At 69.5% G+C, this 12,574-nt stretch carries 10 protein-coding genes; 1 reads left to right on the forward strand and 9 read right to left on the reverse strand.

Translation table 11 applies throughout. The features are described 5' to 3' along the window. Positions 1 to 82 precede the first annotated feature (82 nt). A complete protein-coding gene (gene purM / locus MLGJGCBP_RS28180; RefSeq protein ID WP_087557702.1) occupies positions 83 to 1,162 on the reverse strand; it encodes a phosphoribosylformylglycinamidine cyclo-ligase in 1,080 nt (359 codons plus the stop codon). Between the two features lie 120 nt (positions 1,163 to 1,282). Beyond that, positions 1,283 to 2,866, reverse strand: coding sequence for an amidophosphoribosyltransferase (gene purF, locus MLGJGCBP_RS28185; RefSeq protein ID WP_087557703.1), 1,584 nt, complete (start codon positions 2,864 to 2,866; stop codon positions 1,283 to 1,285). Between the two features lie 173 nt (positions 2,867 to 3,039). Between purF and MLGJGCBP_RS28190 the strand changes: the two genes are divergently transcribed. After that, positions 3,040 to 4,359, forward strand: a complete 1,320-nt coding sequence (locus MLGJGCBP_RS28190) for an SAM-dependent methyltransferase (RefSeq protein WP_160099620.1) — start codon at positions 3,040 to 3,042, stop codon at positions 4,357 to 4,359. On the opposite strand, the gene MLGJGCBP_RS28195 is transcribed toward MLGJGCBP_RS28190, so the two are convergent. The 7 genes from MLGJGCBP_RS28195 to MLGJGCBP_RS28225 form a co-directional block, all read right to left on the reverse strand. Then, positions 4,360 to 4,746, reverse strand: coding sequence for a sterol carrier family protein (locus tag MLGJGCBP_RS28195; protein WP_087557705.1), 387 nt, complete (start codon positions 4,744 to 4,746; stop codon positions 4,360 to 4,362). Positions 4,747 to 4,750: 4 nt separating this feature from the next. Continuing rightward, positions 4,751 to 5,395, reverse strand: a complete 645-nt coding sequence (locus MLGJGCBP_RS28200) for a CPBP family intramembrane glutamic endopeptidase (protein WP_160099622.1) — start codon at positions 5,393 to 5,395, stop codon at positions 4,751 to 4,753. After that, positions 5,392 to 7,161 carry an alpha/beta hydrolase gene (locus MLGJGCBP_RS28205; protein WP_160099624.1) on the reverse strand — a complete coding sequence of 590 codons (1,770 nt, stop codon included), beginning with the start codon at positions 7,159 to 7,161 and terminating at the stop codon, positions 5,392 to 5,394. The genes MLGJGCBP_RS28200 and MLGJGCBP_RS28205 overlap by 4 nt, the downstream gene beginning before the upstream one ends. A 3-nt stretch (positions 7,162 to 7,164) precedes the next feature. Continuing rightward, positions 7,165 to 9,486: a phosphoribosylformylglycinamidine synthase subunit PurL gene (gene purL, locus MLGJGCBP_RS28210; protein WP_160099626.1), complete on the reverse strand. Its 2,322-nt coding sequence runs from the start codon at positions 9,484 to 9,486 to the stop codon at positions 7,165 to 7,167. Between the two features lie 143 nt (positions 9,487 to 9,629). Continuing rightward, a complete protein-coding gene (locus tag MLGJGCBP_RS28215) occupies positions 9,630 to 10,913 on the reverse strand; it encodes a M18 family aminopeptidase (RefSeq protein ID WP_087557709.1) in 1,284 nt (427 codons plus the stop codon). Positions 10,914 to 10,938: 25 nt separating this feature from the next. Next, positions 10,939 to 11,292 (reverse strand): VOC family protein, encoded by a 354-nt coding sequence (locus tag MLGJGCBP_RS28220; protein ID WP_160099628.1) that lies wholly within the window; start codon positions 11,290 to 11,292, stop codon positions 10,939 to 10,941. Positions 11,293 to 11,332: 40 nt separating this feature from the next. Continuing rightward, positions 11,333 to 12,538 carry a macrolide family glycosyltransferase gene (locus MLGJGCBP_RS28225; RefSeq protein ID WP_160099630.1) on the reverse strand — a complete coding sequence of 402 codons (1,206 nt, stop codon included), beginning with the start codon at positions 12,536 to 12,538 and terminating at the stop codon, positions 11,333 to 11,335. Positions 12,539 to 12,574 lie beyond the last annotated feature (36 nt).

A 12,574-nucleotide genomic window follows, 5' to 3' on the forward strand; every position in this document is an offset into this window, starting at 1 on the left:
CGATACCGGCTCCCCCTCATTTCCACGTCTTCAGCCGGTCGGGGCCACTAGCTCGCCCCGTTCCGACCGACGGCGTCCGACCCTAGAACCTCGGGTGGTCGCCGGCGAGAAGTGCGCGCTCGGCGGACACGTCGTGCGACTTCTTGATGCTGCCCAGCGTCCAGCAGTCGATGTGCCGCGCCGTCAGGACGGCCAGCGCACGATCGACGTCCTCGGGCGCCACGATCGCGACCATGCCGACGCCCATGTTGAACGTCTGCTCCATCTCGGCCCGCTCCACGCGTCCGCGCTGCGCGATCATCGCGAAGATCGGAGCGGGGCTCCAGGTGCCGCGATCGAGTTCGGCGACCAGACCCTTCGGCATGACCCGGGCGAGGTTGTTGGCCAGTCCACCACCGGTGACGTGGCAGAACGTGCGCACGTCGGTCTCGGCGGCGAGCGCCAGGCAGTCCTTGGCGTAGATCTTCGTGGGTTCGAGCATCTCCTCGCCCAGGGTGCGGCCGAATTCGTCGACGTGCGCCGTCAGGCTCATGTGATCGATCTCGAGCAGCACCTTGCGGGCCAGCGAGTAACCGTTGGAATGCAGACCGGACGAACCCATCGCGATCACGACGTCGCCGGGCCGGACCCGGTCGGGGCCCAGCAGCTGATCGGCCTCGACCACACCGACACCGGTCGCGGAGAGGTCGTAGTCGCCGTCCGCCATCACGCCGGGGTGCTCGGCCGTCTCGCCGCCGAGCAGCGCGCACCCGGCCTGGATGCAGCCTTCGGCGATGCCGCTGACCAGTTCGGCGACCCGCTCCGGTACGACACGCCCGACGGCGATGTAGTCCTGCAGGAACAGCGGCTCGGCGCCGCAGACGACGAGGTCGTCGACGACCATCGCGACCAGGTCGAGGCCCACGGTGTCGTGCTTGTCGAGTGCCTGGGCGACGGCGAGCTTGGTGCCCACACCGTCCGTGGACGCCGCGAGCAGCGGCTCCTTGTAGTCACCCTTGAGCGAGAACAGTCCCGCGAATCCACCGAGACCACCGAGAACCTCGGGACGGCTGGCGCGCTTGGCCAAGGGAGCGAAGAGTTCCACCGCCCGATCGCCTGCGGCGATGTCCACTCCTGCGGCGGCGTAGGACGCGCCAGGGCGACTTGTCGGATCCTCGGTCATGTGGTTGTTACTCCAGCCTTCTGTTGCTCGTCAAAATCGTGTCGGTCGGGCAATCGAGTGCTGTGATTGCGTCCTTACGGTACCGGAGTACGTTCCCCGGCCGGCTCCCGATGTACCGGCCTACGGCCGACTGAGGGCGTTCGCGTTGTCGTTCTCCCGCGTCGCGGGACCGCCTGCCGCGCTCTCGAGCATTCCCTCGAGAACGTTCTTTCCGATCGACGTCTCCGTGGGGAGCGCGATCGGGTACGTGCCGTCGAAGCAGGCCGCGCACAGTCGCGACGCCGGCTGCTCGGTGGCCGCGATCATGCCGTCGGTCGAGATGTAGCCGAGGGTGTCGGCGCCGATGGAGCGGCGCACCCCTTCGAGCATCTCGTCGAAGCTGCCGGGCTCGCCGCTGCCGCCCGCACCGTTGGCGATCAACTCGGCCGGGGAGGCGAAGTCGATGCCGTAGAAGCAGGGCCACTTGACCGGCGGCGACGCGATCCGGACGTGGATTTCCAGGGCGCCTGCCTCGCGGAGCATCCGGATGAGCGCGCGCTGGGTGTTGCCGCGGACGATCGAGTCGTCCACCACCACGAGGCGCTTACCCCGGATGACTTCCTTCAGCGGATTGAGTTTGAGGCGGATACCGAGCTGGCGGATGGTCTGCGAAGGCTGGATGAAGGTGCGGCCCACGTAGGCGTTCTTCATCAGACCCTGGCCGTACGGAATGCCCGACCCCTGCGCGTACCCGACCGCGGCGGGAGTACCCGATTCGGGGACCGGGATGACGAGGTCGCCCTCCGCGGGGTGCTCGGTGGCGAGGCGGCGGCCGATCTCGACGCGGGTGGAATGCACCGACCGTCCGCCGATGACGCTGTCCGGACGAGCCAGGTACACGTACTCGAACACGCAGCCCTTGGGCTCGGGGTTCGCGAAGCGAGAGGAGCGGACGCCGTCGGCGTCGATGGCGAGCAGTTCGCCGGGCTCGATGTCGCGGACGAACGACGCGCCGACGATGTCGAGTGCGGCCGTCTCGCTGGCCACCACCCAGCCGCGGTCCAGTCGTCCGAGGCACAGGGGGCGGATGCCGTGCGGGTCACGCGCCGCGTAGAGCGTGTGCTCGTCCATGAACGTGAGGCAGAACGCGCCGCGCAGCGTCGGCAGCAGCTTCATGGCTGCCTGCTCGATGGTGCTGTCCGCGGCGGCGTGCGCGAGGAGGGCGCCGACGACGTCCGAGTCGGACGTGGCGCCGCCGGGACGCTTGTCGTTGACGAGACCCGCCGCACGGGCGCGCTGCGCCAGTTCCGCCGTGTTGACCAGGTTGCCGTTGTGGCCGAGGGCGATGCCGCTGCCCGCGGCGGTGGTGCGGAAGATCGGCTGCGCGTTCTCCCACGTGGTCGAGCCCGTGGTGGAGTAGCGACAGTGACCGACGGCGACGTGACCGGGCATCGCTGCCAGGGTCTGCTCGTCGAACACCTGGCTGACCAACCCGAGGTCCTTGAAGACCAGCACCTGCGAACCGTCTGCGACGGCGATGCCCGCCGCTTCCTGACCACGGTGCTGCAGAGCATAAAGTCCGTAGTAGGTGAGTTTCGCCACATCCTCTCCCGGCGCCCAGACGCCGAAGACTCCGCATTCTTCGCGGGGCTCGTTCTCGTCCTCGTCGGACGGGTTCGAAGAGAGAAGATTAGGACTGTGGACCGACAGATCGGCTCTGGTCACCGGGGTGCTCCCTGGGGATGGGCGTGTGAGGGGCAAGGTCAGTCTACGTGCCCGGCGCCGTCGCTTCGCCCACGGTGCCGATCGAACCGGCCCGACTCCCGGACGACGGGCCGAAAATAGATTAGTTTCGGTATCGATCAGTTTCCTCGAACCACCGAGCGGGGGCTTTTCCGATGAACATCCGCAGCACGGCTCCGACCGCCGCAGAACGTCTGCTGAGCGCCTTCGAAGGTGCGATGGGCATCCCCCTTCCCGTACGTGTCCGATGCTGGGACGGCTCGGAGGCAGGCCCCGACGCGGACGTCACCGTCGTCTTCCGCAACCGGCGGGCCGTCCGGAGGGTGCTGTGGTCGCCGAACGAGCTCGGCCTCGTCCGGGCCTACGTGTCCGGTGACCTCGAGATCGAGGGCGACGTCTTCCGGCTCCTCGCGCTCCCGGGGCTCGTCGACCGGCTGGAAACTCTCGGCGTCCGCGGCTCCGACCGCACCGCGATCCTGAAGGCGCTCGCGACGTTCGTCCGGCTCGGCGGCCTCGGTCTCCGCCCGAAACCGCCGTCGGTGGAGGTGCCCCGCCGCCGCGGCGCCAAGCACAGCAAGGCGCGCGACGCGTCCTCGGTCTCGCACCACTACGACGTCGGCAACGATTTCTACAGCCTGTTCCTGGGGCCCACGATGGTCTACTCGTGTGGGTACTGGGATCAGCGACCGGGCGACCGAGGCGCGATCGGGACGCTCGAGGAAGCGCAGAACGACAAGCTGGACCTGGTCTGCCGCAAGCTAGGGCTGCAGTCGGGCATGCGACTGCTGGACGTGGGCTGCGGGTGGGGTTCGATGGCGATCCACGCCGCCGAGAAGTACGACGTGTCCGTCGTCGGGATCACCCTCAGTCACGAACAGGCCGAATGGGCGCGGGCCCGCGTCTCCGAGGAGGGCCTGTCGGATCGGATCGAGATCCGCGTGCAGGACTACCGCGACGTCGTGGACGGTCCCTTCGACGCGATCTCCAGCATCGGCATGTCCGAGCACGTCGGCGACGCCGCCCTGCCCGAATACGCGGCGCACCTGGAAACCCTTCTGCGTCCCGAGGGGCGGCTGCTCAACCACGCCATCGCCTCGGTGCGGTCGCGCACCGGGACGGAGGACGCGCCGGGTCTGATCGAGAACTACATCTTCCCGGACGGCGAGGTGCTGCCCCTGAGCAGGACCTTGGACGCGTTCGAGCGCACCGGACTCGAGGTGCGCGACGTCGAGGCCCTCCGGGAGCACTACGCCCTGACGCTGCGGGCCTGGGTCAGCAGACTGCGCGGCACCTGGGACGACGCCGTCCGGCTCGCGGGCGCGGAGCGGGCCCGCACATGGTTGCTGTACCTCGCGGCCAGCGCCCTGGGGTTCGAGGAGAAGGGTCGCCTGACGATCCATCAGGTCCTCGCCGTGCGCCCGTCCGACACCGGATCGAGCGGCCTGCCGCGCACCCGTGCGCTGTGGCTGGGGTGACTACACGCGCAGCAGCGGCAGCCAGTGCGCGATCTCCCCGGCGCGGCTCCCCGACACCGACACCGCGCCGCCGGAGGTCGCGCCGTCGAACTCCAGCAGTCCCGTCACCAGCAGCAGCCACGTCCGCGGATCGGTCTCCACGACGTTCGGCGGGGTGCCGCGGGTGTGCCGGGGACCCTCGATGCACTGGACCGCGACGAACGGCGGCACCCGCACCTCCACGCTCGAACCGGGTGCCACCTGCTCGAGCGTCCGCGCGCTGAGCCGGACCGCCGCGGCCAGCTGGGTGCGGGACGGCTTCTCCTCGGTATCGCCGCGCAGCCACGGACCGACCTCGAGTACGGCGGCCCTCAGTTCGGCGGGATCTACGGCTCGACGCGACGGCATACGCTCAATCTACTGTGCGGGCCCGCGCGACCTCGGCGGCCACCACCCCGCCGACGTTGACCGAAAGATGCAGCAGTGCAGGGGCTACCACGCTGCCGCTGCGCCGTCGCAACCACTCGAACAGCAGCGCGGAGGAACCGGTGAGCAGCACGCTCGCGGCGATCGGGTCACCGGCGATCCGGGCCGCGCACACGTGCCACAACCCGAACGTCACAGCGTGCAGGGCGTACGCCGGGGTGGGCGTCCAGCCCCGGCGCAGCATGGCGGACAGGACGCTGCGGAACAGCAGTTCCTCGTGCACGACGGTCCCCACCGGGATCCGGAACCCCACCCAGCCGGCGACATCGGTGACGCGCTCGCCTGCCGGAATCCGCCTGCGCGCGGCGGGCACGCTCAGCGCGATCGCGTATCCGGCGAGCGGGAGCACCGACACCACGGAGCCGTACCGCAGCCCGGACCGCACCGCCGACGCGGACAGCCCGAGTTCGTCGACGCCGTACCCCCCGGCCCGCGCGGCTCCCACCGCCGACAGTCCGAGCGCGCCGCCCGCGACGGCCCGCCCGTACGGGCCGAGTCCCGAACCGGGCAGCACCACGTTGTTCCACAGCACGGCCGCCGCCGCACCGGCCACGGACGCGAGCCTGCTCACTTCTCCGGACCCTCCGACCCAGCGAGGGATTCGAGGGTGGACCGGACGCGTTCGGTGTCGGCGGCCGTCCACCCCTCGGGCTGCGCGACGGTGATCCAGCCGTCGAGGACGAGGGTCCCGTAATTGTGGCCGTGCCCGTCCGGCACCCCGGCGGCATTCGTGAGGTCGGCCGACACCTGCCAGAACGTCACGAACGGAAACCATTTCATCGACGGCGAACGATCGTCACCCGGTGGTTCCTTCAGCCAGTCGGGACGGGTGAACGCGAGGTCGGGCGACCACCACACGACCGGATCGGACGGGTGCTGGACGTACAGGATGCGCGGCGACAACCACTCCCCCGGGTCTTCGACCATGTCGGCGGAGTCGTCGGCGAACCGCACCACCAGGCCCGCCGCATACTCGGGGTCCACCTCGGGACTGCCCGGGTCGCGGCGCTGAACGAGCTGACCCCACAGCCGGTTCGAGTTGGGCGGCCCCACCCACAGCACGCCGTCGACGGTCTGCCGGATGTCGCTCAGCGTGTCGAAGGCGCCCTCCCCCGCCTGGGTGCCGAGGCTCTCGCCGTAGACGAGCAGCTTGGGGCGGGTCGCCTCGGGTTCCTGCAACCACCGTTCGTGCACGCGGTCGATCAGCATCTTTCCCGCCTCGGCGGCCTTCTCCCGGTCGGCGAGGAACGAGATCCAGCTCGGCAGGAACGAGTACTGGCTTGCGACGAGCGCAGTGTCGCCGTTGTGGACCAACTCGATCGCCTGCGCCGCAGTGGGATTGACCCAGCCCGTGCCCGTGGTGGGGATGACGACGAGGACCTTGCGTGAGAACGCACCGGTCCGCTCGAGTTCGTCGATGACGATGTCCATGCGTTCGTCGGGGTCCTCGGCGGTCTCGAGTCCCGCGTAGACCCGGATCGGGTCCTTGGCCGGCGTGCCGTTGGCTGCCGTGAGTTCGTCGGCGTCCAGGCCGCGGGACACGAAGTTCCGGCCCTCGTACCCGAGAGTGTCCCAGGGCGCCAACGACTCCGGGCTACCGGACTTCTCGGGGTCGAGCGGCTGCTCGACGCCGTCGCGGGTGGTCGAATTCTGCAGGCTGAACGCCGCGTTCGCGGCGGCGTAGATGCCGCGCATCAGGACACCGTCGACGAGGAGGAAGAACAGCACCGTCACGATGAGGATGCCGACGGTGGTGGCCGTGGGGATCGCGAGGTGCCACCGCCGGATGAGTCGTCCCGCGATCCACCGCACCAGTTCGCGCGTCAGCCGCCACACCGAGATGATCGCCGCACCCACGAGCAGGCTCAGACCCCCGGTGCGGATGTAGCCGGTGGTGGTGGTGCCCTCCGCCCCCATCAGCGCGGCGAGTTCACGCTGCCACGCCGCGGAGTACGCGAGCATCACGAGACTCACCGACACGCACGTCACCGTCACGAGCACGCGCAGGCCCGTGGACCACGGTTCCGGCAGCGGCCACCACGACCGATTCCTCAGGACGTAGCGGCGGACCAGCCAGCCGATCGCCGTTCCCACCGCGTAGCCGATGGCGGCGTTGATGCCGCCGATCAGCCCCTGGAACAGCCAGTCGCGGGGCAGCAGCGACGGCGTCAGCGACCAGCAGAAGAACAGCGTCGCAAACGCGATACCGGTGAAGTCGAGGCGGAGGAAACGCCAGGTCCGGTCGAGTCGGGGACCGTGGAGGAGAGCAGGATCGACCAGCCGCGAGAGTTCCCGCGGCCCCCTGTCAACCCTCTCCAACGCCCCCGATTCGACCATTCATCACCCGAACAGTGCCGGCAGAGTTCCCTCGAACGTCGTGCGCAGCTCGTCGAGCGAGACCGAGAACTGGCCCTGGACCTCGACGGAATCGGAGCCCTCGTCGACCACACCGATGCGCACCCACGGGAGGTTACGGGCCGTGCACATACCCGTAAAGCGAGTTTCCTCGGTGCGCGGAACCGCGACGAGCACCCGTCCCGAAGACTCCGAGAACAGCGTGACGAACGGATCGGCGTCGTCGGGAAGCAGGATGCGGCAGCCCGTCTCCCCGGCCAGTGCGGCCTCGACGACGGCCTGCGCGAGACCACCCTCGGACAGGTCGTGCGCCGCGGACACCAGGCCGTCGCGGGACGCCGCGAGGAGGATGTCGGCCAGCAACTGCTCCCGGTCGAGGTCGACCTTCGGCGGCACGCCGCCGAGGTGGCCGTGCTCGACCTGGGACCAGATGGACCCGTCGAACTCGTCGCGGGTGTCGCCGAGCAGGATCAGCGTCTCGCCCGGTTCCAGTCCGAGACCGGTGGGGATGCGGCGGTGCACGTCGTCGATGACGCCGAGCACGGCCACCACCGGGGTGGGCAGGATCGCCGTCGAACCGGTCTGGTTGTAGAAGCTGACGTTGCCGCCGGTGACGGGGATGCCGAGCTTCGCGCAGCCGTCCGCCAGACCGCGGACGGCCTGCTGGAACTGCCACATGACACCCGGGTCCTCGGGGGATCCGAAGTTCAGGCAGTTGCTGACGGCCTTGGGGGTGGCGCCGGTGACGGCGACGTTGCGGAAGGCCTCCGCGAGTGCGAGCTGCGCACCGGCGTACGGGTCGAGCGAGGTGTACCGGCCGGACGCGTCGGTGGCGAGCGCGATGCCGCGGCCCGTCTTCTCGTCGACGCGGATCACACCGGAGTCTGCGTTCTCGGCGAGGACGGTGTTGCCGCGCACGTAACGGTCGTACTGCTCGGTGATCCACTTGCGGCTGCACAGCGCCGGGGACGCGAGCATCTTCAGCAGCGTCGCCTTCAGCTCGTCGGCGGACTCGGGACGCTTCAGGTCGGCGGTGGTGTTCGCGACCAGGGCGTCCTGGCTCGCGGGACGCTGCACGGGGCGCTCGTACACCGGCCCCTCGTGGGCGACGGTGCGCGGCGGCACGTCGACGACGGTCTCGCCGTGCCAGGAGATGGTGAGCCGATCGCCGTCGGTGACCTCACCGATGTCGGTGGCGAGGACGTCCCACTTCTTGCAGACCTCCATGAACGCGTCGACGTTCTCGGGGGTGACGACCGCGCACATGCGTTCCTGCGACTCGCTGGACAGCACCTCGGCGGCGGTCATGCCGGTGGCCCGCATCGGGACCTGCTCGAGGTTGATGTGCATGCCGCCGTCGCCGGCCGCGGCCAGCTCGGACGTGGCGCAGGACAGCCCGGCGCCGCCGAGGTCCTGGATGCCGACCACGAGCTTCGCGGCGTACAGCTCGAGACAGCACTCGATGAGCACCTTCTCGGTGAACGGGTCACCCACCTGCACCGCCGGGAGCTTCTTCCGGCTTTTCGATGCTCCAGCTCCGCCTTCGGCTTCGTGTTCGTCCCCGCTCTCGTCGCCGTCGAACGTCTCCGACGCGAGCACGGACACGCCACCAATGCCGTCGAGGCCGGTGCGCGCACCGAACAGGATGATCTTGTTGCCGGCACCGGACGCGAACGCGAGGTGCAGGTCCTCGACGCGCATTGTGCCAGCGCACAGGGCGTTGACCAGCGGGTTACCGGCGTACGACTCGTCGAAGACGGTCTCGCCGCCGATGTTGGGGAGGCCGAGCGAGTTGCCGTAGCCGCCGACGCCACGCACCACACCGTCGACGACGCGACGGGTGTCGGGGGCGTCCGCCGCACCGAAACGCAACTGGTCCATGACGGCGATGGGCCGCGCGCCCATGGCCATGATGTCGCGGACGATGCCGCCGACGCCGGTGGCCGCGCCCTGGTAGGGCTCCACGTAGGAGGGGTGGTTGTGGCTCTCGACCTTGAACGTGACCGCCCAGCCGTCGCCGATGTCGACGACGCCGGCGTTCTCGCCGATGCCCGCGAGCATCGAGGAACGCATCTCGTCGGTCGTGGTCTCACCGAAGTACTTCAGGTGCACCTTGGACGACTTGTAGGAGCAGTGCTCACTCCACATCACCGAGTACATCGCGAGCTCGGCCTCGGTGGGGCGCCGGCCCAGGATCTCCTTGATGCGGGCGTACTCGTCGTCCTTGAGACCCAGCTCCTTGAAAGGCTGTGCGACGTCGGGGGTCGCGGTGGCGGCGGTGACGGTATCGACCGGGTGTGCTGACACTGGAGGTGGGGTCCCTTCCCTACGGGAGTCAAGAGAGGCAAGCCGGGAGTCACGGTCGGCGCAAGCCGGGTGGCGACGAGCCGTACGTCAGTCTATCCGGCGGCTCGTTCCGGCACCGACCTGGCGCTCCTCGCCCCTCCCCGTCACGCCGTCGGTGTGAGGAAGGCCGCAAGGGCGTCGGAATAGGCCCGCACGTCACGGGCGCCCATCAGCTCCCGCGAGGAATGCATTCCGAGCTGCGCGGCTCCGACGTCGACGGTGCTCAGCCCGGTCCTGGACGCCGTGATCGGGCCGATGGTCGAACCGCACGGCAGATCGGCCCGGTGCACGTACCGCTGCAGCGGCACACCGGCCTGGTCGCAGGCGAGCGCGAACGCACCGGCCCCGGCCGCGTCGGTGGCGTAGCGCAGGTTCTGGTTGACCTTGAGCACCGGTCCCCCGTTGACGGCGATGTGGTGGGCGGGCTCGTGCCGGTCCGGGTAGTTGGGATGCGTCGCGTGCGCCATGTCCCCGGACGCGCAGATCGACCCCGCCATCGTCTGCAGGAATTCTTCGCGGCCGCCCCCGCGACCGAGGACGATGCGCTCGAGGACGGTGCTCAGCAGATCGGAGAACGCCCCCCGATCGGACATGCTCCCCACCTCCTCGTGGTCGAACAGCGCGAGCACCGGCACCTGATCCCCGGGACGCTCGGCCGCCGACAGCAACGCCTGGGTGCCCGCGTAGCAGGTGCCCTGGTTGTCGAGCCGCGGCGCGCTGACGAGGTCCTGTTCGGTCCCGACCAGGGCGCTGGGCGCGAGATCGTGGGTCATCAGTTCCCACCCGAGCACCGCGTCGGCAGACACCTCCGCCCGCTCGGCGACGAAGTCGATGAACGACCGGCGTTCGGTGCCCACGCCCCACACGCCGTTGAGGTGGCGCTGCGGGTCGAGGTGCACGCCCTTGCGGTCCTCGGACAGGTGGATGGCCAGTTGCGGGACGCGCAGGATCGGCTCGTCGACGCGGACGAGCTTCTCCTCCACGGTGTTGCCCGCCCGCACGCTCAGCCGCCCGGAGATGCCCAGGTCGCGGTCGAGCCACGAGTTGAGCCACGCGCCGCCGTACGGTTCGAGTCCCACCAGCTGCCACCCCGCCGACGAGAGGTCGGGGTGCTGCTTGACGCGCAGGTTCGGGCTGTCGGTGTGCCCGCCGACGATGCGGAACGGCGCCGTCCGGCCCACCCCCTCGGTGCTCCACGCAATGAGGGATCCACCGCGCACCAGGAAGTACCGGCCGGGCTCGCCGGGCCACGAGTCGGTCTCGTGCAACTCGGTGAAACCGTTGCCGGTCAGCAACATCGACACGGTCGCGCACACATGGAACGGCGACGGTGAGGCATCGACGAAGGTGCAGAGTCCCTGGGCGTCGGCCCACGTAGTGGAAGGCATAGGGTCAATCATGCAGGACCCGCTGTCACGCGTGGGGACCCGAGACGCAGAACTGGTTGCCGTCGGGATCGGCGAGCGTGACCCATCGGAAACCGCCCATCTCGTGCTGCGCGACCTCCGTCGCGCCGTCGGCACTCAGCCTGCCGACCTCGCCGTCGAGGTCTTCGGACGCCAGGTCGAGGTGGATGCGGTTCTTCCCCGGAGTGGGATCGTCGACCTTCTGGAACGCCAGCTTCTGCACGGAATCCGGGAGGGCGACGACGTAGAACCAGCCGTCGTTCTCCTGCTCGACCGTGCCCGCCGTCTGCTTCGCCCACCACTTCGCGAGCGGCCCCGGGTCGGTGGTGTCGAACGTGATCATGCCGAGTGTGAGTGCCATGCCCGCAGAGTAGACGTGACCACCGACACGTTTCGCGGCTTCACAGGAACTCCTCGACGACCCGGACGGCGGCGTCCACTCCACCGGCAGAACGCAACTCGGCGGCGAGCTCCGCGCTGCGGCGACGGACCGGCTCGGCGTCGACCTGCGCGAGCGCATCCCGCAGTCCGGCCGCGGACACCTCCGAACTGTCCACGCGCACCGCCACTCCCGCGGCGACGAGCGCGTCGGCGTTCTCGAACTGGTCGGTGGCCTGCGGGGCGGCGATCATCGGGGTGCCCGTGAACATGCCCTCGCTGGATCCGCCCATGCCGGCGTGGGTGAGGAACGCGTCGGCCTGGCCGAGGATGTCGAACTGCGCCACCCAGCGGTGGACCTCGACGTTGCCGGGCACGGTGCCGAGTTCGCCGACGTCGACGTGCTGCCCGATCTGCAGGACGACGTGCCAGCCGGCGAGGTCGCCGAATGCCTCGATGCAGCGGCGGTAGAATTCGGCGTGATCGGTGAACGCGGTGCCGAGCGAGACGAGCAGCACCTTGCCCGCGCCTGCCGGGCGCTCCCACCGGCCGTCGGCGGGCCGCCGGGTGGGCAGGGCCGGTCCGACGAACGTGTAGACGTCCTCGTTCACGCGGTCGGCGTTGGGCTGCATCGATTTCGCGATCAGCACCACCGCCCGGGCCGGGCGCCCGTAGAACTCGTCCGGGTCGGTCTCGACACCGTTGTCCCGCAGCAGTTTTCCCTGCCGCTCGTACAGTGCGGCACCGCGCGGGTCGGCCCGCATGGTGTCCACGAACGATTTCATGTCGTCCTCGTAGCCCTCCCAGGCCACGTACGTCGGCGACAGTTGCACGATCGGCACACCCCATTCCTCGGCGAGGACGCGGGCGGGGCCTCCCGCGATGTCGTAGAGGAACAGGTCGGGGCGGTCGTCCTCGTACAGTCTCCGCAGTTGCGGCAGCATCGACTCGTACTCGGCCTGGAACAGGGTGAGGTGATCGATGGTGTCGCCGACCCAGGACTCCCCGGACTCGTCCGCCGCGCCCCCGGTGTTCACGCGCGGCAACGTCGAGGCGTACTCCTTGAATTCCGCTCCGGTGCTCTCGACGACGTCCTTCACGGCGGCGTCGTTGGCGTACGTCACGCGGTGCCCGCGCGCGACGAGTTCTCGGAGAATCTCCAGGCTGGGGTTGACGTGCCCGGGCGCCGGGATGCTGACCATGGCGATGTGTGAGCGGGTCATCTTCATCCCTTCCGAGACGGAACGGTCCGTCTCGCTACATGT

The organism is Rhodococcus sp. T7 (genome assembly GCF_009872365.1).
GTDB lineage: Bacteria > Actinomycetota > Actinomycetes > Mycobacteriales > Mycobacteriaceae > Rhodococcus_F.

Bases quoted from the DNA above. Each gene is read 5' to 3' on its own strand.
- purM (WP_087557702.1), bottom strand. From the start codon at position 1,162: ATGACCGAGGATCCGACAAGTCGCCCTGGCGCGTCCTACGCCGCCGCA.
- MLGJGCBP_RS28190 (WP_160099620.1), top strand. From the start codon at position 3,040: ATGAACATCCGCAGCACGGCTCCGACCGCCGCAGAACGTCTGCTGAGC.
- MLGJGCBP_RS28195 (WP_087557705.1), bottom strand. From the start codon at position 4,746: ATGCCGTCGCGTCGAGCCGTAGATCCCGCCGAACTGAGGGCCGCCGTA.
- MLGJGCBP_RS28205 (WP_160099624.1), bottom strand. From the start codon at position 7,161: ATGGTCGAATCGGGGGCGTTGGAGAGGGTTGACAGGGGGCCGCGGGAA.
- MLGJGCBP_RS28215 (WP_087557709.1), bottom strand. From the start codon at position 10,913: ATGCCTTCCACTACGTGGGCCGACGCCCAGGGACTCTGCACCTTCGTC.
- MLGJGCBP_RS28220 (WP_160099628.1), bottom strand. From the start codon at position 11,292: ATGGCACTCACACTCGGCATGATCACGTTCGACACCACCGACCCGGGG.
- MLGJGCBP_RS28225 (WP_160099630.1), bottom strand. From the start codon at position 12,538: ATGAAGATGACCCGCTCACACATCGCCATGGTCAGCATCCCGGCGCCC.